The organism is Chitinophaga nivalis (assembly GCF_025989125.1).
Classification (GTDB): Bacteria; Bacteroidota; Bacteroidia; order Chitinophagales; family Chitinophagaceae; genus Chitinophaga; species Chitinophaga nivalis.
The window spans coordinates 611,030-632,576 of record NZ_JAPDNR010000001.1; the positions used below are offsets into that span (position 1 = coordinate 611,030).

The 21,547-nt window shown below is 45.2% G+C and carries 17 protein-coding genes; 9 read left to right on the forward strand and 8 right to left on the reverse strand.

What is annotated here, in order from left to right:
• Nucleotides 1-32 precede the first annotated feature (32 nt).
• From OL444_RS02570 to OL444_RS02585, 4 genes are all read left to right on the forward strand, one after another.
• Nucleotides 33-674: a DNA-3-methyladenine glycosylase family protein gene (locus OL444_RS02570; protein WP_264734806.1), complete on the forward strand. Its 642-nt coding sequence runs from the start codon at nt 33-35 to the stop codon at nt 672-674.
• A gap of 36 nt (nt 675-710) precedes the next feature.
• Entirely contained in the window at nt 711-1,331 is a 621-nt protein-coding gene (locus tag OL444_RS02575) for an alpha-ketoglutarate-dependent dioxygenase AlkB family protein (protein ID WP_264734804.1), read from the forward strand.
• Between the two features lie 11 nt (nt 1,332-1,342).
• On the forward strand, nt 1,343-2,218 hold the full coding sequence (locus OL444_RS02580; RefSeq protein ID WP_264734803.1) for a hypothetical protein: 876 nt from the start codon (nt 1,343-1,345) through the stop codon (nt 2,216-2,218).
• A gap of 394 nt (nt 2,219-2,612) precedes the next feature.
• Nucleotides 2,613-3,701 (forward strand): META domain-containing protein, encoded by a 1,089-nt coding sequence (locus OL444_RS02585; RefSeq protein WP_264734802.1) that lies wholly within the window; start codon nt 2,613-2,615, stop codon nt 3,699-3,701.
• Nucleotides 3,702-3,793: 92 nt separating this feature from the next.
• Here the strand turns inward: OL444_RS02585 and OL444_RS02590 are convergent, their stop codons facing one another.
• The 6 genes from OL444_RS02590 to OL444_RS02615 all read right to left on the reverse strand — a co-directional run bounded on the left by OL444_RS02590 (nt 3,794) and on the right by OL444_RS02615 (nt 10,764).
• Nucleotides 3,794-4,222 carry a VOC family protein gene (locus tag OL444_RS02590; RefSeq protein WP_264734801.1) on the reverse strand — a complete coding sequence of 143 codons (429 nt, stop codon included), beginning with the start codon at nt 4,220-4,222 and terminating at the stop codon, nt 3,794-3,796.
• 69 nt (nt 4,223-4,291) lie between these two features.
• Complete coding sequence (locus tag OL444_RS02595) at nt 4,292-5,059, reverse strand: AraC family transcriptional regulator (RefSeq protein ID WP_264734800.1); 768 nt, start codon at nt 5,057-5,059, stop codon at nt 4,292-4,294.
• A 137-nt stretch (nt 5,060-5,196) separates the two neighbouring features.
• A complete protein-coding gene (locus OL444_RS02600; RefSeq protein WP_264734799.1) occupies nt 5,197-5,562 on the reverse strand; it encodes an IPT/TIG domain-containing protein in 366 nt (121 codons plus the stop codon).
• 218 nt (nt 5,563-5,780) lie between these two features.
• Nucleotides 5,781-7,211 (reverse strand): anion permease, encoded by a 1,431-nt coding sequence (locus OL444_RS02605; RefSeq protein WP_264734798.1) that lies wholly within the window; start codon nt 7,209-7,211, stop codon nt 5,781-5,783.
• Nucleotides 7,212-7,226: 15 nt separating this feature from the next.
• The gene (locus OL444_RS02610; RefSeq protein ID WP_264734797.1) at nt 7,227-8,405 is read right to left on the reverse strand and encodes a porin; all 1,179 of its coding nucleotides are present in this window, start codon (nt 8,403-8,405) and stop codon (nt 7,227-7,229) included.
• A gap of 199 nt (nt 8,406-8,604) precedes the next feature.
• Complete coding sequence (locus OL444_RS02615; protein WP_264734796.1) at nt 8,605-10,764, reverse strand: S46 family peptidase; 2,160 nt, start codon at nt 10,762-10,764, stop codon at nt 8,605-8,607.
• 326 nt (nt 10,765-11,090) lie between these two features.
• On the opposite strand from OL444_RS02615, the gene OL444_RS02620 reads away from it, so the two are divergent.
• From OL444_RS02620 to recA, 5 genes are all read left to right on the forward strand, one after another.
• On the forward strand, nt 11,091-11,528 hold the full coding sequence (locus OL444_RS02620) for a hypothetical protein (RefSeq protein ID WP_264734795.1): 438 nt from the start codon (nt 11,091-11,093) through the stop codon (nt 11,526-11,528).
• An 87-nt stretch (nt 11,529-11,615) separates the two neighbouring features.
• Nucleotides 11,616-12,215, forward strand: coding sequence for a ribonuclease HII (gene rnhB / locus OL444_RS02625; protein ID WP_264734794.1), 600 nt, complete (start codon nt 11,616-11,618; stop codon nt 12,213-12,215).
• A gap of 86 nt (nt 12,216-12,301) precedes the next feature.
• A complete protein-coding gene (gene rpoN / locus OL444_RS02630; protein ID WP_264734793.1) occupies nt 12,302-13,789 on the forward strand; it encodes an RNA polymerase factor sigma-54 in 1,488 nt (495 codons plus the stop codon).
• 11 nt (nt 13,790-13,800) lie between these two features.
• Nucleotides 13,801-14,496, forward strand: a complete 696-nt coding sequence (locus tag OL444_RS02635) for a hypothetical protein (protein ID WP_264734792.1) — start codon at nt 13,801-13,803, stop codon at nt 14,494-14,496.
• A gap of 628 nt (nt 14,497-15,124) precedes the next feature.
• Nucleotides 15,125-16,135: a recombinase RecA gene (gene recA / locus OL444_RS02640; RefSeq protein ID WP_264734791.1), complete on the forward strand. Its 1,011-nt coding sequence runs from the start codon at nt 15,125-15,127 to the stop codon at nt 16,133-16,135.
• Between the two features lie 939 nt (nt 16,136-17,074).
• On the opposite strand, the gene typA is transcribed toward recA, so the two are convergent.
• Together typA and OL444_RS02650 are read right to left on the reverse strand one after the other, a co-directional pair.
• On the reverse strand, nt 17,075-18,883 hold the full coding sequence (gene typA, locus OL444_RS02645) for a translational GTPase TypA (protein WP_264734790.1): 1,809 nt from the start codon (nt 18,881-18,883) through the stop codon (nt 17,075-17,077).
• A gap of 363 nt (nt 18,884-19,246) precedes the next feature.
• Entirely contained in the window at nt 19,247-21,481 is a 2,235-nt protein-coding gene (locus OL444_RS02650) for a patatin-like phospholipase family protein (protein ID WP_264734789.1), read from the reverse strand.
• Nucleotides 21,482-21,547: the final 66 nt, after the last annotated feature.

Here is a 21,547-nt window from a genome sequence, read left to right on the forward strand (position 1 = left end):
AGGACAGGATGTATTAACACAAACAACAGTTTATGCCAAAATCTTCCGGCACTCCGGTTGCTACCCAGGATGCCTATCTCAGTCATCTCTCCAGAGATAAAAAGCTGCAACTGATTATTCAGGAGCCCTTAACGGCACTGACTATACGAAAAAATATCTGCCTCCGGCTGATTTGCTCCATTATGAGCCAGCAGCTATCTACCAAAGTAGCGGATGTGATCTACAACCGTTTCCTGCAGCTGTATAACGGAAAGGAACCCACGCCTCAGCAGGTGCTCGACACCCCTGCCACCACCCTCCGGAGTATCGGTTTATCCAATGCCAAAGTGAGCTACGTACACAATGTAGCCGCATTCGTTATTGCAGAAAAGCTGACAGACAGTAAACTGAAAAAGATGGATGACGAAGCCGTTATAGCCTATCTCACCCAAATAAAAGGCGTAGGACGATGGACGGTGGAAATGCTGCTGATGTTTTACCTGGGCCGGGAAGATGTGTTTGCGATCGATGACCTGGGCCTGCAACAGGCGATGATAAAAATCTACCGGCTCAAAACGGAAGACAAAAAAGCGTTCCGCGAACAGCTCCGGAAAATCTCTGCCAAATGGTCGCCCTACCGCACCCATGCCTGCCGGTATCTCTGGGCCTGGAAAGATATGACGCCCACCAAATAACATATACATTGCGTACCATCTTCCTACATTTGTGATATGAGTGTGCAGGGGAATATTTTTGATGAACCAACAGCGGGCAATGAAATCGTGCTTCGTAACGGGGAACTTGTTTATTATCCGCAATTCTTCTCCAAAGCTGTCAGTGACCAACTGCTGCAGCTGCTGTTGGATAATATTGCCTGGAAACAGGAATCCATGCAGCTGTACGGCAAACAGGTATTGTTTCCCCGGCTGATGGCCTGGTACGGCGATGCCGGCGCCCGGTATACCTTTTCAGGAAATAGTTTCACGCCGCATCCATGGACACCTGCCCTGCTGCAGATCCGCGACCTTATTACCCCCGTAACCGGAAAACCCTTTAATAGTGTATTATTAAACCTTTATCGCCATGGAAACGACTCAATGGGATGGCATGCAGATGATGAACCAGAACTAGGCCCCCAACCAGTTATCGCATCTGTCAACTTTGGCGCCACCCGCCGTTTTTTATTGCGCTATAAAAACGACCATCACCTGAAGCATGAACTGGCCCTGCAACATGGCTCCCTGCTCATTATGAAGGGAGACCTGCAACAGTACTGGGAACACCAGGTACCCAAAACCAGTAAAGCAACCACCGGAAGAATTAACCTAACCTTCCGTTTTATCCAACCCTAATACTATCTGCTATGAACAACCTTGTTTTATTAATCGGGAATGATATCAATAACATCTCCGGCGGACAAAGCTGGAAAGATCTCCTGCAGGACATTATCGCCTTCTGCCACGCAGGCGATTGCATTGACCTGGATGAAAAAAAACCATTTCCCCTCCTGTATGAAGAAATATTTCTGACAGCCAGCAAACGGGAAAAAATCCGGGAGAAAGACCTTAAATCTTTCATCGCCATCAAAACGGCTGAAATCAAAGGCAACGAAATTCATCAGGCTATCCGCGCACTCAAGCCCGCACATATCCTGACTACCAACTATGAATTTACCCTGGAAGGCAGCATACCACTGGAAAATACCAGTCTTATCAAAGAAAAATTCTACAGCATTTTCAGGCGATATAAAATGCACGATATCCACTACTGGCATATCCACGGCGACTGCCTGAATCCCATGAGTATTAACCTGGGATTTGAGCATTATGGCGGCCAGTTACAGCTGATGCGGAACTACGTGGTAAGTGGCACTTTCTATACCAGCAAAGATGTACCGAAAGCATCGCTGCTACGGCGTATACATGCCAGACAAGTGCATTATCACTCCTGGATAGATTTGTTCTTTACCCATGATATTCACATCTTCGGCCTGTCGCTGGACTTTGTAGAAACAGACCTGTGGTGGCTCCTGACCTATAGGGCCCGGCAAAAATTTCATCATAAAAACGTTCCGGTTAACCACGACATCTATTACTACATTCCCGAAGAATACCTGGCAGCCTCCAAATTCAAGCTGGATCTGCTGGCGGCCAATGATGTAACAATTGTCAGCCTGCCGGGAAAAGATAAACTGGCCTATTATAAAGCCATCCTGGAACATATCAGTAAGTTTAAATAACGTTGTATTTACTGCTGCCCGCCCGTTTTGATGGCAGATATGTCAGCTATAACGGGCAGGCATATGGCTTTTTCTATGATAACACCCTTAAAACGCCCTTGCTGATGTCAGGCGCGACAGAAACTTAACATTTCCTTTATCAGGATGCGATCTTCCCCATGCACGCTTCTCATCCGATATCCACACAACACTTACTGGTGGCTACTATTCAAACACCTATACCATAATTTCTACCCCTGGATTTAATGCCGGCAAAACACCTGCAGTGTATATCATCTTCTCCATAATATCCGCATTGGCATAAGACTGGCAACCTTTTTGTAAACTGGGGCGTACCAGCAAAAAGTACAACCACAAGGTGCTTTTTGTTGTTAATGTTTAAAATCTATATTTTATGTTATTCGAATTAGCCATTTCCTTCGCCACTTCAATGATGGCACCTGTTCAAAAGCAACAGCCACAACAGGCAAAGAGCCAGATTATTTACGTGAAAGAGTCAAAGGAACCCTGCACTGGAGTGGCCCCCATGGAATGTTTACAAATCAAAGGTCTCAAAGACGCTGAATGGTCCAATCTTTACACCAATATCAACGGATTCAATTATGTACCTGGCTACCGGTACAAACTCAGAATCAGAGTAACGCCGGTTAAAAATCCGCCGGCAGATGGCTCTTCTGTAAAATATACCCTGACTAAAGTTTTGGAAAAGAAAAAAATAAACAGCTCCGCGACCAATGCTCCTGCTACGCAGTGGGAACAACTCGCCGACAAGAGATGGGAGCTGGTACAATTGGGCAACAACGCCGTCACCAACTCGGGTATCTTCCTGGAGTTTGACACCAAAGACAAACGTTTCTCCGGAAAAAGTGGCTGCAATAATATCTTCGGCGGATACAAAGCCACCGGTAAACTGGTATCTTTTTCTCAGGTAGCCAGCACGTTAATGGCTTGCCCGGACCGGGATGTAATGCGCCGTGAAGGTGAGTTCAACACTATCGTCAGTGATCATAGCTTCCGGTATGAAGTAACCGGTCAGACACTGCGCCTCTACGACGCGAAAGGAAAGGTAGCACTGGTATTCAACCTGACGCCAAAAGAAAATAAAACAGCCGGAAAGGATGCTCCCGATGCACGGCAATGGGCTTACATCGCCAGCAAAAAATGGAACCTGATTCAATTTGACGGTAAAACGTTAACTGAATCCGGTGTATGGCTGGAGTTTGATCCTGCAACTAAACGTTTTCATGGAAAAGGCGGCTGCAACAACATTTCCGGCGGCTACGATGCCACCAGAGAGCAACTGACTTTCTCTGCTGCCATCAGCACCCGCATGGCTTGCCCCAATCCGGAAGTAATGCAACGGGAAGCTGCTTTCCTGCAAAAAATCAGTGAACATACTTTCCGCTACGATGTAGCTGATCAGACTTTAAACCTGTATGAAAATGACAAACTGGTAGTGATGTTTGGCATGCAGGATAAATAACGCATCAAGTATTACGATTACGGGCCTGCCGGCAGCTATCAGCCTACGCTGATCTCCCCGCAGGCCCGTAGTTTTTTTATACACAGCGCAGGTTATGCCGGCAGCAAAATTTCACCCCGCTCATTCATTTTCCAGAAAGGATTATGCGCGACTTCAAACAAATAACCATCCGGATCGCTGAAATAGCCGCTGTAGCCTCCCCAGAAAACCTCCTGCGCCGGCTTTACCAGCGTAGCTCCTGCCCGTAATGCATCCTGCAATATGGCATCTGTTTCTTCCCGGCTCTCCGTATTATAGGCCAGGGTCATCCCTTTAAAACCACTGCCTTCCGCGGGCACCTGTGCATCTTCCGCCAGCAGATGCCACGGATATAACGATAACACCAGGCCTCCCAACTGAAAAAACGCCACATTTTCCTGGCTTTCGGCAGACTTCTTCCAGCCCAGTCCCGCTTCATAAAACTGCAGGGAACGTTGCAAATCACGTACGCCCAGCGTAATCAAGGATATTCTTTGTTGCATGATGCATCCTGTTTTAGAAGATCAAAAGTAGCCCACAGTGATGGGTGGTTGTTTGTAAAAAAACGACAACTATCGCTGCAAATAGGAAACAGGACTATGCCCTGTAAAAGCGCTGAATTCCCGGGTAAGATGTGCATGGTCATAAAAGCCATTATCCAGTGCCAGCCGGAGTAATGGCTGATCTGCAGCAGTCTTCAGCTGTTGCTTTACTGCCATAAAACGTATAATGCGGGAAAAGGTTTTGGGAGAGACGCCTGTCAGCTGCAAAAAATATCTTTCATAAGTACGGACACTCATACATGCCTGCGCTGCCAGGGCAGCTATCCGGATATTACCATTGGTGGCACGTATTCTATCGATCGTTGGTAACACCTGCTGAATAGCTATAACGGGTACGGGTAAACGCTGCAATAAAAAAATTTCCACTACACGGATCTGCTGTGGAATGGTCGCTGCTTTTTCCAGTAAAGATTTTAAGCTATTCTGCCATTCCCGGGTTATTTCGTCCAACGGAATATGCTGATCCGTAATCAGTTGCAACGGCAGCCCGGTATAGGCTGCGAGGCCACCGGCCTGAAACCGGATACCCAATAAAGCACCGCCTGCCGGTAATTGGGTATCCCGGAAAGTGGTCATGGTACCCACTACAAAAGCATCGCCGGGTGTTACGATCAAACCACCAGCTCCCGGATACACCGCATCCTTTCCGATATTAAAGATGATATCCGAACAGGTATCCGGCAGGATACGCTGTTGTGCAAACCGGGATGATACAGCTACCCAATAGGCATCTATATACGGCAGCAGCAGCGGGTGAGGACGGATCGTCGTGTACATACCCCCAATTTAAGCAAATAATATATGCGGGGAGACCGCAATAAAAAAGCTGTACCAGAACTGGTACAGCCTTCAACGAACGGGGGTTCAAAGCTATGGTTACAGAAATATAGGTGATGATGGTTTGTACTTACCACTTATATTGCTATAACACTGATATCTGCCACCAGCTTACGGGCGGGATTATATACAAACAGCATAGCATTGGAGGTATGTGCTCCTACCTCCACTACCACCGGTACAGTGCCTGGCTTTTGCAGGGGTACCTGTACCAGTAAAAAATCAGGGCCTGCCTGCAACACCTGTGCAGGTACATTACCAAAAACCACTTTGTTCGCAGCTTTATCCCTGCTAAAACCATGGCCCTTGATCACTAAAAAATTCCCTGCATGACCGCTAACGGTATACGCAGTTTTTGTGTTTTCCTTCGGGTTTGGCGCACAAGCCGACATGGCTGTTATCAACAGCACAAGGGCTACCGCAAACATGTTAAAATGTTTCATCTTGTTTTTTTGTTCTTTTTTTTGGGGGGTCACAATCCCTGTTACAAATAATTCACCGGGGGTAACACTATTGCACTCGCAACGCTTATCAGCAACAGCATATTTATCGGTACTAAACGGATGCAAAGCTACATTGCAATCACTAAATAAATGCAGGTAAAAACAACATAAAAGAAAATTACGTAGTACTACGCAGAAGCATATATGAAAATGACGATCTACCAGATTCCCAATACTTTCCACCATCCTCCGCCCGCTCCCATCCAGATAATCAGGTAAACAATACTTAAGATAAAACCACACTTCCACCAGTCTTTCAGCTCTACATAACTGCTGCCAAAAAACACCGGTGCCGGGCCATGACCATAATGCGTCAGTGTTCCAAAAATGCCACCGCAAAAGCCCAGCACCAGCGCCAATAATGTACCGGGAATACCAACAGAAATACCTACCCCCAGAAATGCCGCATACATCGCTGCCACATGTGCCGTAGCACTCGCGAAAATGTAATGACTGTAGAAATATACCAGTACAATAATGGGAAAGGCAACCGTCCAGCGCATATTCCCCACCTGCTGCCGGATCACTTCACTGAACCAGGGAATAAAACCCAGCGTATTCAGAAACCCCGCCATCATTACCAGTGCACTGAACCATACAATTGTATCCCACGCACCTTTCTCTGATTTCACATCTTCCCAGGTAAGTACCTGCGATAACAACAGAAACACCAGACCTATCAAAGCAGTAGTAGTAGCATCAATACCAAACCATTCTCCCGATACCCACAACACCAGCAGGATCACAAATGCGATGAGCATCAGCCATTCATCGCGGTGCACCGGCCCCATTTCCTTTAGTTTCGCGGCAGCCATCGCCGGCGCATCGCCGGTAGATTTTAACGATGGCGGATAAATACGGTAAAGGATATACGGCACTGCCAGAATAGAAAGCGCTGCCGGCACGATCGCTGCTGTAAACCACGACATCCAGGAGATTTCGATACCCAGATTCCGGGCAAACTTCTGACACATGGGATTGCTGGCAGTACCGGTTAAAAACAACGAAGAAGTAATGAGATTCATATTGTAGCTGCTGAGCGTCAGATACGCACCCAGCTTACGATGTGTGGCCGGATCTTCCGGCACTGAACCGAAATTCATCGCCATGGATTTCATAATGGGATAAATAATGCCACCACCCCGCGCTGTATTGCTGGGCACAGCCGGCGCCAGTACCATATCCGCCAATCCTAGTCCGTACGCCAGCCCCAGTGAACTACGTCCGAAAATGCGGATAAAAAGATAGGCGATTCGTTTTCCCAGGCCCGTTTTGATAAATCCCCGCGCAATAAAAAAAGAGATACCAATCAACCAGATAACTTTATCGCCGAAACTACTGAGTGCCAGACTGATAGACTTACCCGGATCACCCGGCGCCAGTACGCCCGTGATAGCCACCAGTGTGATGGCCAGCATAGACATGGTGCCCATCGAAGCTGCTTTCAGGATAATTCCCAGAATCGTAGCCAGAAAAATAGCCAGTAAATGCCAGGCTTCCGGTTTTACGCCTGCCGGAGCAGGAATAAACCACACCAACAGGCCAAAAGCCAGGGTAATCAACAACTGCGGGTATTTGATCTCTTTCATATAACCAGAATTATTTTAAAGCCTGCATTGTACCTGTACAATCATCAGGTTACTGTTATGTGTTTTGGTACCGGGTATATCTTTTTTATACTGATCGATCTGCATACCTAACTGTAACCGGCCACCATAGTCTTTCAGGAAAGCAAGACTGATCATCGGTATAAAAGTCTGCCGTGTATTGCCATCATGTTTATAATCTTCATTAAAATATTCATACCGCACAGAAAACTCTATCGATGTCAGTTTATGATAATTGATTTTGTAACGGAAATTGGGCAATACATACACGCCATGCATCAGGTATTTATTCAACGGATCTATACGCAGGCTGTCGTGCAGGGCGTAATAATACTGATGGTCTGTACCTTGTTTATATTCTGTCTGCAGTTCCAGATCCAAAGTAGGCGACAGGGGAAACACACCGGTTACATCTACCCCAAACGCATATACGTTTTTCCGCTTTACGACACCAAAACCGCCGTTCAGGCCTACTGCCAGCCGGTTCATATTGCCCAGTTCCAGCCGGGCCGTTCCCAGCTTCCCATTATCATTATCTGAAGGTTGGTTACGGTTATTACCGTTTACCACTGCCAATGAATATTTGATGGGGATGTTACGGTCTTTCGCAAAGGAGCCAAACATGGATACACCCAGCTGAAAGCTTTGCCAGCCATTGTTACCAAATGCATAGTACTGGTTGGAAAAATCCATTGATTTGATAATGTCCACGGGGTACAGATCCTCCAAACCAAATGACGGACGAAACTGTCCGATCGTGAAGTTAACCGCATCATTCCAACGGTAAGAGATATACGCATTTTCCAGCACCTTGCCTTTCGTATCGCCGCTGAAATCGGCCAGGTTCACCAGTACCGCTGCCATAAAACGATCGCTTACCTGTGCTTTTACCTGCAGGCGCGCACGTTTCAGGCTAAAACTGTTTCTGACTACCTCTGTAGCGTCGGGCTGATGCATACCATTTACATCTACATCCTTGTGGAGCGACAAGGTATAGCGGGCCTGGAAAACGCCGCCCAGCGTAATTTTTTTAAGGAATCCGGCCACTTTCTGCACTGCGGAATCCCTGCCGGTGCTGTCTATAGCAAGATTATTCTCCGGCAGGCTACAAGATGCAGCCACCGGAGGCTGTATCATTAGAAAACCGATAATAAACAGCAGACAACGCAGTCGCATATACGATGGTTAAGTGGTTTTCAATAGCACTATTCCCAGGTTATTTATCCCGATAACATCGTAAGGAATCAAAAAGTTGTACAGATAAAAAAGAATTACGCATGGTATATCAGTTGTCAGTGGCTGCTTGCCACCTGTATCTGATACGCCATGCGTAATAAAAATCCCCTTATAAGGATCGTAAAAGCTTACCGGGGAATTACTTCACCAGTTTCAGCTCATCAATGATATTTTTAGCACCACCCAGTTTCTCTACACACCACAATACATAACGTACATCCACGCAGATGGTACGGTTCAATTTAGAATCAAACTGAATTTTATGGCTCAGGGCTTCGTAGTTGCCATCGAAGGCCAGTCCGATCAGTTCACCATTGGCATTGATCACCGGAGAACCAGAGTTACCACCGGTAATATCGTTGGTTGTAATAAAACATACTACCACATCATTCCGTTTGGCATCTTTGTACTGACCGAAATCTTTTTTGTTGTACAGGTTCACATAGTTTTCCGGCAGATCGAATTCGTAATCACCCGGTACATATTTATCCAGCACACCTTTCATCGTACATACGTAGTCATAGCTCACAGCATCCCGCGGTGTATAAGGCTTCACCTGACCATAAGATAAACGCATGGTGAAGTTGGCATCCGGATACCTGTTGGCACCAGGCGTCATTTCGATCACACCTTTCAGGTAGATACGACCCAGCTCTTTGGTTTTTTCTGCGAACTGGCTGTATAATGGCAGATATTTGCTGTTATTTTTCAGGAAAGCGCTGGCATAAGCAAAGGCAGGATCCTGCTGAAGGGTTACGGCATCCGGGTTAGCAACAAAAGCTTTCCATTTGGTATCATTGAAGATGATGGTGTTGGACATCAGTGCTGCAGCCCAGAGACGGTAAGTATTTTCCTCATCGAGGCTACCGTATTTGGCTTTCAGTGACGCGTAAAAATCAGCAGGCTGCTGTTCTTTAGCGATATCCGTGTAGAACATCCGGGCAGTAGCTGACAGTATTTTCTGATCGCTGGCTTTATTTTCCACACCCAGGAAACCACTACGGGCTTTATCTGCTGCTTCGATGGCATTTTTCACTGCATCTTTTGCCGCACCTGGCGTTACCAATGCATTTTCCACATTTTGCAGGGAAGCCGCAAAAGCAGCTACCGGAGAACCCAGGATACCTTCGTTCAGGTACATCCGTTGTTTCGCATAAGGAGTCCATGCTTTATAGGCCTGCTCGTAATCTTTCATCACACTGGCATATTCCGGCTTCTGCTGTGCCCAGGTGCTGAAAGCTGCCTCTTGTTTTTGTTTATCTGCGAGTACACCATGTTTTTCCAGTTGTTTGGTTTCCCCGTCAAAGAATTTCCAGTAGTTGGCAATAGTAGCATAGGAAGATGCCAGCTGTAACTTAACAGCAGGATCTTTTTTCATTTCTTCCAGCATCGCTTTCAGTCTCACATCACGCAGATTCACCAGTGAAGGGCTTTCGATGGAAGTTTTCAGTTTTACACCATAGGAAGTTTCGTAGCGGTTGGTACCACCTGGATAACCAAAGATCATGGCATAATCATTTTCCTTTACGCCTTTGATAGATACCGGCAGGAAATGTTTTGGTTTTAAAGGCACGTTGTCTGCAGCATAAGGAGCAGGTTTACCATCTTTTCCGGCATACACACGGAAGATGGAGAAGTCACCGGTGTGGCGCGGCCATTCCCAGTTATCTGTATCACCTCCGAATTTACCTACATTTTCAGGAGGTGTACCTACCAGGCGGATATCTGTATAACGTTCGTATACAAACAACAGGTACTGGTTATTTTTAAACATCGGTACGATCTGGGCTTCATAACCGGTATTGGCAACCGCTTTAGCGATAATACCCTGGTAAGCCTGATATTCTTTTTTGGCGCGGTCGGCAGCAGTAGCTCCCTGCAGAGATGCTTCCACTTCTTTGGTGACATCTTCTACTTTCACCAGAAACTGTACACTCAGTTTATTGGCAGGAATTTCTTCCTTTTTATTTTTGGCATAGAAGCCATTTTTCAGGTAGTTATGTTCTACAGAACTGGCGGCAGCAATCGCCCCGTAACCGCAGTGGTGGTTGGTAAAAACCAGTCCTTCCGCACTTACTATTTCACCAGTACAACCAGCACCGAAAATTACAATGGCATCTTTCAAAGACGCTTTATTAATGCTGTACAATTGTTCTTTGGTTAGCTTCAATCCTCTCTTCACCATGTCATTGTACGTTTGCTGCCCTAATAAATACGGCAGCCACATGCCCTCATCTGCTTTAGCCCATTTTATACTTACGCTAAGCAACAAGAGCAAAACCATTAACTTTTTCCTCATATAATTTGGTTTTGTTTTAAGGACCCCAAACCTAGCCAATTTTTTGTTAACGACCGCAGGAATAGGGATTAACGGCCATTCCGCCCTCTCTAAATTGCCGGAGCTGTTACCAGCTGGTTACCTATCCGGGCAATATCATCCATTTACCCACCCTGGTGGTGTGATATCTGCTATTACGCTCCGCTGCGCGTTTTCATATTTCTTAATTCCTTAAAACCAACGGGGAGGAAACCGGAAAAACTGGAATATGTTTTGATAAAGGGAGGCTGCATACCAGCCGTGCCAGTATGCAATAAGGTATCGTTAAACAACTAAAACCGTGTGCTATGAAAAGAATAATGCTCCTGATAAGTATTGCTGCATTTGTTGCATGTAATGAAAACAACCAGCAACAAGAAAAGAAAGAAGAAATAAAAGATGGTTTGGAAAAAGTGGGCGGCGATATCAAGGCTACCGCCAACAGTGCCGGGGATTATCTCAACGAACAGAAAAAACAAGCCGAAGAAGCCATCAACGAACGTATACGCGATATTGACCAGACTTCTGCGGAATTGAAAAAAGAAGGCACTGAAAAAAGTGAAGCAGCCCGCAAAAAACTGGAAGTCCTCAAAGCGGATATGAAAAAAAAGATGGAAGACGTTAAAAACAGCAGCGCCGCCACCTGGGACAGTACCCGGGAAGCAGCCGATCAGCTGATGAAAAAATCTGATAAAGAATGGACTAATTTCAAACAGGATTTTAAAGACCTGTTCAAGAAAGATTAAAGAACAGACCAGGATGGCCTGAATATCCACAAGGCTTGTTCCTTGAACATTATTCATGTAATTTTACCCGGCTTAATAAATTAAAATTTGCTACTTTCTCATTATCAGGAATTATTAACAGAAGCCGGCTGCGATGAAGCTGGCCGGGGGTGCCTCGCAGGCCCTGTCTTTGCAGCAGCAGTTATATTGCCGGCCGGCTTTCGCCACCCTATGCTGAATGATTCCAAACAAATGAAGGCCGCCGACCGGGATAAATTACGGGGAATTATTGAAACAGAAGCTGTGTGTTATGCCGTGGCCAGTGTGGATAACGTGGAAATAGACAAGATAAATATATTGAAAGCCTCTTTCAAGGCCATGCATCTGGCTTTGGAAAAACTACAGCAGCAACCGGGTTTTATACTGGTAGACGGCAATCGCTTCTATGCCTATGGCAGCACACCACATGCCTGTATTGTACAGGGAGATGGCAAATATGCTTCCATTGCAGCGGCTTCCGTACTGGCTAAAACTTACCGGGATGAATATATGCAGCAATTACACGCCACATATCCTCATTTCGGCTGGGATGTTAATAAAGGCTATCCCACCAAGCTGCACAGAGAGGCGATACGGGCATTCGGTGATACACCCTATCACCGGAAATCATTCCGATTGTTGCCGGAACAATTGGAACTAGACCTGTAAAGAACACCAGCCCCCTGAAAACGGGCAGGACTAAACCATGAAGGTTAACCTTATACTTATTAATTTTGCCCTCATAGGGAACAATTATGTTAAAGCAGACACAACAGCAAAAATTATTACAGAAACTTTCTCCCCAGCAGATTCAGCTCATGAAACTGCTGCAGGTACCTACTGTGAACCTGGAAGAAAGGATTAAAGAAGAGCTGGAAGAGAATCCTGCACTGGAATATGGTGAAGAATCCAATGATGACGAGTTTAAAGAGCAGGAAGAGTATGAAGTCCCCTCAGATGACGAAGAATTTGAACCGGATGGCAGTGAAAATGAATATGATAATATAGATATTTCTGAATATGTGAGTGAGGGTGATGATGATGTGGCAGATTATAAACTGCGGGACGACAATTACCCTGATCCGGATGAGAGCAATAAAACCATTCCGATCCGGGTGGAAACCTCTTTCCACGAGCACCTGCTCAGCCAGTTGGGTATGCTGGAACTGAATAATCACCAGAATGCCATTGCCGAACATATTATCGGCAGTATTGACGATGACGGCTACCTGAGAAGAGAAATCAGCTCTATGGTAGACGACTTGTCTTTCTCTCAAAACATAGATACTACGGAAGAAGAAATCAGGGAACTGATTAAAAAAATACAGGACTTCGACCCGGCCGGGGTATGCTGTACTGATCTGAAAGAGTGTTTGTTGTTGCAGCTGAAACGCAAATCGCAGGATGATTTTGGCGTACACACCGCCTATCTGATTCTCGAGAACTACTTCGATGAATTTACAAAGAAGCACTACGAAAAAATACAGAAAGCCCTGAGTCTCAGCGATGAAGGCCTGAAAGAGGCTATCACTCAGATTATCCGGCTGAATCCCAAACCAGGTGGCAACTATGCTACGCTGAATAAGGCGGAAAGCTATGTATTGCCGGATTTCTTCATTCTGAACAATGCCGGTAAACTGGAGCTGACCCTCAATTCCCGGAATGCTCCGGACCTGCGTATTTCCGGTGGTTACCGCGAAATGCTGAAAGAATACGACCGGGGTGATAAAAAAGATAAACGTCAGAAAGAGGCGGTCTTGTTTATCAAACAAAAAATTGACGCAGCGAAATGGTTTATAGATGCCATTAAGCAACGTCAGCACACCTTACTATCCACCATGGAATCTATCATGGATTATCAGCGGGAGTTCTTCCTCACCGGGGACGAAACGACTATGAAACCCATGATCCTGAAAGATATTGCAGACCGCACACAGCTGGATATATCCACGGTGAGCCGGGTGGCCAACAGTAAATATGTACAAACGGAATTCGGTACATTCAAGCTCAAATTTTTCTTCTCGGAATCTTTATCTACCGATAGCGGAGAAGAAGTATCTACCAGAGAAGTAAAGAAGATTCTGTCTGACCTGATAGAAGCAGAAAATAAAAGGAAACCGCTGAGTGATGAAAACCTCACCAAAATGCTGCAGGACAAAGGTTATAATATAGCCCGCCGTACTGTAGCCAAATACAGGGAGCAGCTGAATATTCCGGTAGCCCGTTTACGTAAAGAATTATAAGACAACAGACCATGCAAGAACAAGCTGTATTAGACCGGGACGGACATTTACATATGGAGCCGGAGTTTTCACCCTCCGTGCGGGCGTTTGCCCAGGCTATATCCTGGCTTGCCCACCCATTGTTTATTCCTTTACTGGTTACCTTTCTCGTGCTGCAATCCATTCCTGAGTACATGGTTGCATTTAAATCAATCAGCAAACGTTTTGCATTTGACACCCTGTATTTCCGGGTAGCGATTATCAGCCTGGGATTTCCCCTGTTGACCGTATTGCTGGCAAAAGCCCTTGGATTTATTTCTTCTATTTATATGAAAACACAACGGGACCGTATTATCCCGTATATCGCTGTTATCATTTATTATTTCTGGGCTTTCTATACTTTTTTACAGGAAGGCCGGGCGCCTAAGTTTTATACGGCGTTTTTCCTGGGTACTTTCCTCTCTATTTCCATCGCATTTATCTCCAATAATTTCATTAAAACCAGCATGCATACAGTAGGCTGGGGAGGAATTATCGGCTTTCTGTTATCATTGGCGTGGGGAATGCATATGAATGTATCTATTCCGCTTGTTATTACCTTTTTTGTAGCCGCTATAGTGGCCACTGCGCGACTTATACTACACGCCCACACCCCCCGGGAAGTATACCTTGGCTTCTTTATCGGCATCATCACCCAACTGGCAGCCTGCTGGATACTGGTAAAATAATATCTTGTATATAAACGATCATTCCCGTAATCCTTGTTCTTTGTTCGTCTTTCTCAGATGAACAGAACAAGGAAACGGGAACAAAGAAATAGAATGGCGGAAAAAAAATTTTTGGGGTTCATACAGCCGGACCTTTTCGCTATTACTCCGGTAACACTGGATGCAAAGGCCGCAAAGGCAGGCTAACAAACAATTTAACTAACAAACTATTCGGGGGGTTAAAAACAACAACTAAACTTGACTTTGCAAAAATGCCGCTTTCCTGATTTATACTCAAGCGTAGAAGTACGCTTTTTCAAAATGCAGTAGAAATCGCATCGCCTTGCGCAGGTATTTTTCCGGGGTTATTGTTATTACGCACATTCAATGCGTAATGTGCCTGCATCTTTGTTATGCCATTGCGGGTTAACCCTTGAAGATCTTACATTACAGGGATGCCGGTCTGATGATTGGTCAACAGCAGAAGACCGGTGTTCCGCCAATAATTACTATTTTATTTAGCATAACGAAAAGAAAATGCTAAAATATTTAGGATAATTAAAAATTAGGTCATAATTTAGCAGTACCAAATGTGAATGCTTCTTTTTATGATCAACGATCATTTAAATTTGTAAAAAACACTAATTATATGTCTACAGCCAATGCAGAAAAACTGAAGGCCCTGCGCCTCACGATGGACAAGATTGAGAAAGATTACGGTAAGGGATCTGTGATGATGATGGGCGAGAAAGCTGAAGCACCGATGGAAGTAATTTCTACTGGTTCTTTGGGTCTTGACATTGCACTTGGAGTGGGAGGTTTACCTAAAGGCAGGATTATAGAAATATATGGTCCGGAATCCTCTGGTAAAACAACCATAGCTATACATACAATTGCAGAAGCACAGAAAAAAGGTGGCATTTGCGCTATTATAGATGCGGAGCATGCTTTCGACAGCAGCTATGCTAAAAGACTGGGAGTAGACGTAGATTCCCTGTTAATATCTCAGCCCGATCATGGTGAGCAGGCACTGGAAATTGCCGACCGCCTGATTCTCTCCGGCGCAGTAGACGTAGTAGTGATTGACTCCGTTGCAGCCCTGGTACCGAAAAGTGAGCTGGAAGGTGAAATGGGAGAAAGCAAAATGGGTTTACAAGCCCGGTTGATGTCCCAGGCACTGCGTAAATTAACCGCCACCATCGCCAAAACAAATTGCTGCTGCATATTCATCAACCAGTTACGTGAAAAAATAGGCGTGATGTTCGGTAACCCCGAAACCACTACCGGTGGTAACGCCCTGAAATTCTACGCATCTGTAAGGTTGGATATCCGCCGTATGAGCCAGATCAAAGATGGCGATGAAGCAATTGGTAACCGGGTAAAAGTGAAAGTGGTAAAAAATAAAGTAGCACCACCATTCCGCCAGGCAGAATTCGATATCGTTTACGGTTATGGTGTCTCCAAAACGGGTGAAATCATTGACATGGGCGTGGAATACGGTATTATCCAAAAAAGCGGTAGCTGGTTCAGCTATGATACCAACAAACTGGGTCAGGGCCGCGATGCAGTAAAACAACTCCTGAATGATAATCCGGAATTGTCTGCAGAAATAGAAGCAAAGATTAAAGTAAAGATTGCTGAAAAACAAGAAGCAGAATAATCAATCGGCCAACAGCCATTATAATTCGTTTCTCTCCGTAAGCAATAATTATATAAAGCTATATAATAGAAGTTAGTTTTAGTTTTAGTAAGCATTGGGTTAGTATGCACATCCCTGCCTTATCCTGGGCGGGGATTTTTTTTGTCCCTCATATAAAGTCGATGATGCACCGCTGATTACGCCGTTGCTTCAACATTATATTATTGCTTCATTATTACATAACGGACCTCCCTCTCTCCATATGGCAGACGATCATTAAAGTACACGCAGCACCTCATCAATCATTATATCCGGCTTTGTTGAAGGCTCCTCCAGGCGCCGCACTTATTATTCTCTCCCCATGTACGGTTATCACACAAAGGCGTTCCTCTAGCTGGTTATAAATAGCTTTACAGGGCAGTGTTCTATACCTTCTCTCCTGCTCATCATACCTGGCTAGCATGCTAAGATGCGTCCGCCAATCGTTATAAGCTGTTTGATAAAGCATCTCCGAAAGATGCATTATACATTTTCTCTCCTGCTCAATACGTACTGTTATCACACGAGCACACTTTTACAAATGATCATAAAACAACTTTGATAAATGTATGTCATAACGGCCTTAGCTACCTGCTCTCCTGCTCATCAAACATGCAATTACCCAGGCATGCTCCTACCAATAATTATAAATAATTCCGATGAAACGTAGTCCCACAGGATCGTATCATGTTGTTCTCTCCTGCTTATTACGCAAAGCAATTGTTGACATCCTGTACTTCACACGCCCATCTTCATTTAAGCGATATCCGGCAAGACATGGACACCGGAAATATATGGCCTGTTTTCACCTCCTCATCTGCCGCCGGCAAAAATATCCATGCCCTATAACCTTCACTTATCCACATAAAAAAAGCCGTTCCGGTAAGGGAACGGCCTTGTTGTAAGTAGCTTACAATATGATTAAGCTTCCGCTTTCATGCTTTTTGCTTGTTTCTTACGCTCTTCTTCATCCAGGATGGTTTTACGCATACGGATGTAGTTAGGGGTAACTTCAATACACTCATCATGCTGGATATACTCCATACATTCTTCCAGTGTCATCAGGGTTTTAGGCGCAATGTTGGTAGCACCATCTGTACCACTCGCACGCATGTTGGTCAGTTTCTTACCTTCATTCGCGTTTACTACCAGGTCACCAGGTTTGTTGTTTTCACCGATGATCATACCCTTGTACACTTCTTCTCCCGGATCAACGAAGAAGAATCCTCTATCCTGCAGTTTATCCAAAGAGTAAGCAGTAGTAGAACCAGCTTCTTTTGCAATCAACACACCATTGTTACGGCCAGGAATTGGTCCTTTCCATGGTTTGTAGTCATTAAAGCGGTGCGCCATTACAGCTTCACCGGCAGTAGCAGTCAGCATTTGTGTACGCAGACCGATCAGACCACGGGAAGGAATTTCAAATTCAAGATGCTGCATCTCTCCTTTGGTTTCCATGATCAGCATTTCACCTTTACGACGGGTAACCAGGTCAATCACCTTGCTGGCAAATTCCTGCGGAACGTCTACCACCAGGGTTTCGTACGGCTCGCATTTTTTACCATCAATTTGTTTAACGATTACCTGTGGCTGACCCACGGTTAATTCGTAACCTTCACGACGCATGGTTTCAATCAATACACCTAAGTGCAGGATACCACGGCCATACACCATAAAGCTATCTGCGTTCTCAGAGTCCAGTACACGTAAAGCCAGGTTCTTTTCTGTTTCTTTTACCAGACGATCACGCAGGTGGCGGGAAGTAACAAACTTACCATCCTTACCAAAGAACGGAGAGTTGTTGATACCAAACAGCATGTTCATGGTTGGTTCATCCACACTGATTACAGGCAGTGCCTCAGGCTCTTCTGCATCAGCAATAGTATCACCAATATTAAAGTCTTCAATACCTACCACCGCACAGATGTCGCCGGCAAATACCTGGGTTACTTTTCTTTTACCTAAAGCTTCGAAGATGTACAACTCGCGCACTTTCTGCTTTTTGTTGGTACCATCTGCCTGCATCAGGGTAATCCACTGACCTTCTTCGATAGAAGCGCGGGCTACTTTACCTACTGCGATACGACCCAGGAAAGAAGAATAATCCAGGGAAGTGATCTGCATCTGTAAATTACCTTCCGGAGTTTTAGGTTCTGGTACGAATTCCAGGATACCATCCATCAGCGGAGTAATATCTTCACATTGTGTTAATGAATTGTTGAACCAGCCGTTTTTACCGGAACCGTAGAAGGTCGGGAAGTTCAGCTGCTCTTCTGTAGCATCCAGGTTAAAGAACAATTCAAAAACCGCGTCATGCACTTCATCAGGACGGCAGTTCGCCTTGTCTACCTTATTGATAACAACAATTGGTTTCAGGTTCAGCTGTAATGCTTTCTGCAACACAAAACGGGTCTGCGGCATTGGCCCTTCAAAAGCATCCACCAACAGAATTACCCCATCCGCCATTTTCAACACCCTCTCAACCTCACCACCAAAGTCGGCGTGGCCTGGAGTATCAATAACGTTGATTTTGGTTCCCTTGTACTCAACAGAGGCGTTCTTACTGAAAATGGTGATACCACGCTCTCTTTCAAGGTCGTTACTATCCATGATCAGTTCTCCTGATTCCTGGTTAGCCCGGAACACATTAGTCTGATGAAGGATTTTGTCCACCAGGGTAGTTTTACCATGGTCTACGTGTGCAATAATTGCGATATTACGAATGTTCATATACTTATGTCTTTAGCTATCAGCCATTAACTAAATTTACGCTAATAGCCACAAAAAGAAGGCGCAAAGGTACGAAAACATAGCGAGAATGCAGGAAACAGGCTTTAAATAAATGTAATCATTTGGTCTGTTTGGGGAACCAGCTACTAATAGCCTGATTATCATATTCTTACATTCAAGCACAACCAGTCACATGCTCCTAAAGGTATTACAGTATTGCTTTTCAGCGGAAATAGTCATTTTTCCGACTCCGAAACGATACGCAATGCTTCGCTCCCTTCTTCACTGCAGCAGGATGATATCACAGCAAATTATGACCCAGGATATACACCTGCTGCCATAGCGTCTGTCGTATGGCAATCCTTATTGCTCCGATAACAGTTTTACAACATAGTCGAGGGCACTTTGGTTGGCTGGATTATCCAATGCATGGGCAATATCCAGCTTCTCCCGCGAGGTAAGATGCCACGACAATGCCGCCGCCTTGTTCTCCTGCTGCGGTACATACTGGAAGATAATCCTGTGAAACTTATCGGGGAAATAGCCTTCCATATAGTTCAGCAAATCATCCTGGTCGAAATCCTGCATCGCACTCCAGTGCTGCTGCATGGTAAACAACGGTTCAAATAAAAGATCGCTCAGGTCCTTTGTTTTTTTAATCGGGGAAATATCATTCTTACGGGTATCCCTGATTTGTATATATATCACCCCGCTAGTATTTTCATTAATCCATTGCCGGAAGGTATACAGGTAACGCAACGTGGTTTGCTGACCGAAGTTATCGCGGATACCGGCATCCATTACATCCACAATAGGATTACTCGGCAAAAAGGTATTGGGCAGTACATACGGAAAGGTGGCACACATCCGGATCGCACTGGTTACCCGCAGGTCCATGGCATCCTGCCGGGCGAAGTAGCTCCCAAAGTCAACGCCGTCTATATCCCGTATCTGCCGGGTAGGATACAGGTACTGCGGACTGCACAGATAACTGATAGGCTGCGGTGAAATCATCAGACGCCGCCCATCTGCATTAATGGTGGCATTCCAGATCAGCATCGGAATAATAGCCTGCTGCTCCGGCTCCCGGTAATCTTTTATCGGTTTATTCAGCACACTGTCTGTATGTTCATTCAACTGCATTTCGAAAGCATATCCCCGGTCTTTTGCATAACGGTTTTTACCCATACTGAAACTTCTCCAGGGAGTAATAAAGTCGTTCACTGCCATCGCACTAAATACGGAGTTGAGTAAGTCCCGGGATATCCTTTCTGCATAAATACTATCTCCCAGAAATATAGACTTTCCGATCTGTTGCCGGTAATACAGTTCCCGGAAATAGCTGGCCCCCATCATACCACCCGAAGCGCCGGTCATCAACACGGTATGTTGCATCAGGCTCCCTTTCAGCAGGCGGTCCAGCCGTTGCAGTACATTTACCGTCCAGGTGGCCGACCGGCTCCCGCCACCACTGAAATTCATCACTACCAGCGGCGGCTTTTTACCTGCAGGAAATTTAGCCCGCCAGGTATCCAGTATTTGCAGGGTATGCTGTACATCTTCCTCATATTTTTCTTTGGTGAAGAATTGCTGCAAGGCTCCCACACTATATTCCCTTCTTTCCTTTTTTTGCCGGTAATTAAGCCCGTATGCCTTATTCCGGTTATCCACCCAGTTGTGCTCCACCATCCAGTTTAAACCGAATAAAAGGACCAGCAATACCGGTATAGACCAGGTTTGCAACATATAGGAATAAGCACCCGCCACCCCTATCAGAAAAGCGAAGAAAATCAACACACTGGCGCCGGCAGGTATCCGGAACACGTCATAATCCATCATATAGGCCAGGATGACCAGAAAAATCAGCGCACAGCCTACCGTAATCATGGCGGCAAAGTGGTGTTGTTTCAGAATGCTGTCCAGGTAATGTTTATTGTAATGGTCTACATTACGGGCCCTTCTGATACGCCATGGGGTAGACAGATAATTATGTACCGGCAATGCATTTTCATCCGGCTCCTGGGTAGGTTTCATGATCATCCGCAGGAAATTGCGCGGATTACCGAAACGTTTTTCCAATCGCCTGCCGATATTTTTATCTGCATTGAAGAAATAGAAAAAACAAAAAAAGATGATAAACAATAACCCACATATATACCCTTCTCCCAGCAACATAATCTCAGGAATGGAGTTCAGCTGTTGGTAACGCTGATACTCCCACCCATGATAAAGTATACTGATGGCAAATAACAGCGGAATGATAGAGTTATTCAGGCAATACTTGAAAAAAGGCTGGGAAGTGGTAGCCAGAAACTTAAACCGGCCGGTGTGCAGAATAAACGTTGTGATTTGCCAGCTCATAATAAACATCCCTGTCGCCAGTCCCAGGATCGTGGTACTGTAAAAGTTTACTTTGCCCAGGTATTCAGGCGCCAGATATAAGGCGTCTCCTCCGAATACTTTAGCAAAACCGCCATTGATGGTGCTAAAAAGAATCACCCAGAAAATAAGCAGGACCTGATATTTCCGGAAGTGCAACAGCAGCAGCTGTATAGGGAAAGAATAGTAAATTTTTACAAGCAATAATTTCACCTTCATCAGCCGATTATTACCAATAAACATACGATAATAATTACGAATTGTGCAGGATGACCGCAAGAAAGC

Coding starts and splice junctions, on each gene's coding strand:
- OL444_RS02570 (WP_264734806.1), top strand. CDS start 33: ATGCCAAAATCTTCCGGCACTCCGGTTGCTACCCAGGATGCCTATCTC.
- OL444_RS02575 (WP_264734804.1), top strand. CDS start 711: ATGAGTGTGCAGGGGAATATTTTTGATGAACCAACAGCGGGCAATGAA.
- OL444_RS02580 (WP_264734803.1), top strand. CDS start 1,343: ATGAACAACCTTGTTTTATTAATCGGGAATGATATCAATAACATCTCC.
- OL444_RS02585 (WP_264734802.1), top strand. CDS start 2,613: ATGTTATTCGAATTAGCCATTTCCTTCGCCACTTCAATGATGGCACCT.
- OL444_RS02590 (WP_264734801.1), bottom strand. CDS start 4,222: ATGCAACAAAGAATATCCTTGATTACGCTGGGCGTACGTGATTTGCAA.
- OL444_RS02595 (WP_264734800.1), bottom strand. CDS start 5,059: ATGTACACGACGATCCGTCCTCACCCGCTGCTGCTGCCGTATATAGAT.
- OL444_RS02600 (WP_264734799.1), bottom strand. CDS start 5,562: ATGAAACATTTTAACATGTTTGCGGTAGCCCTTGTGCTGTTGATAACA.
- OL444_RS02605 (WP_264734798.1), bottom strand. CDS start 7,211: ATGAAAGAGATCAAATACCCGCAGTTGTTGATTACCCTGGCTTTTGGC.
- OL444_RS02610 (WP_264734797.1), bottom strand. CDS start 8,405: ATGCGACTGCGTTGTCTGCTGTTTATTATCGGTTTTCTAATGATACAG.
- OL444_RS02615 (WP_264734796.1), bottom strand. CDS start 10,764: ATGAGGAAAAAGTTAATGGTTTTGCTCTTGTTGCTTAGCGTAAGTATA.
- OL444_RS02620 (WP_264734795.1), top strand. CDS start 11,091: ATGAAAAGAATAATGCTCCTGATAAGTATTGCTGCATTTGTTGCATGT.
- rpoN (WP_264734793.1), top strand. CDS start 12,302: ATGTTAAAGCAGACACAACAGCAAAAATTATTACAGAAACTTTCTCCC.
- OL444_RS02635 (WP_264734792.1), top strand. CDS start 13,801: ATGCAAGAACAAGCTGTATTAGACCGGGACGGACATTTACATATGGAG.
- recA (WP_264734791.1), top strand. CDS start 15,125: ATGTCTACAGCCAATGCAGAAAAACTGAAGGCCCTGCGCCTCACGATG.
- typA (WP_264734790.1), bottom strand. CDS start 18,883: ATGAACATTCGTAATATCGCAATTATTGCACACGTAGACCATGGTAAA.
- OL444_RS02650 (WP_264734789.1), bottom strand. CDS start 21,481: ATGAAGGTGAAATTATTGCTTGTAAAAATTTACTATTCTTTCCCTATA.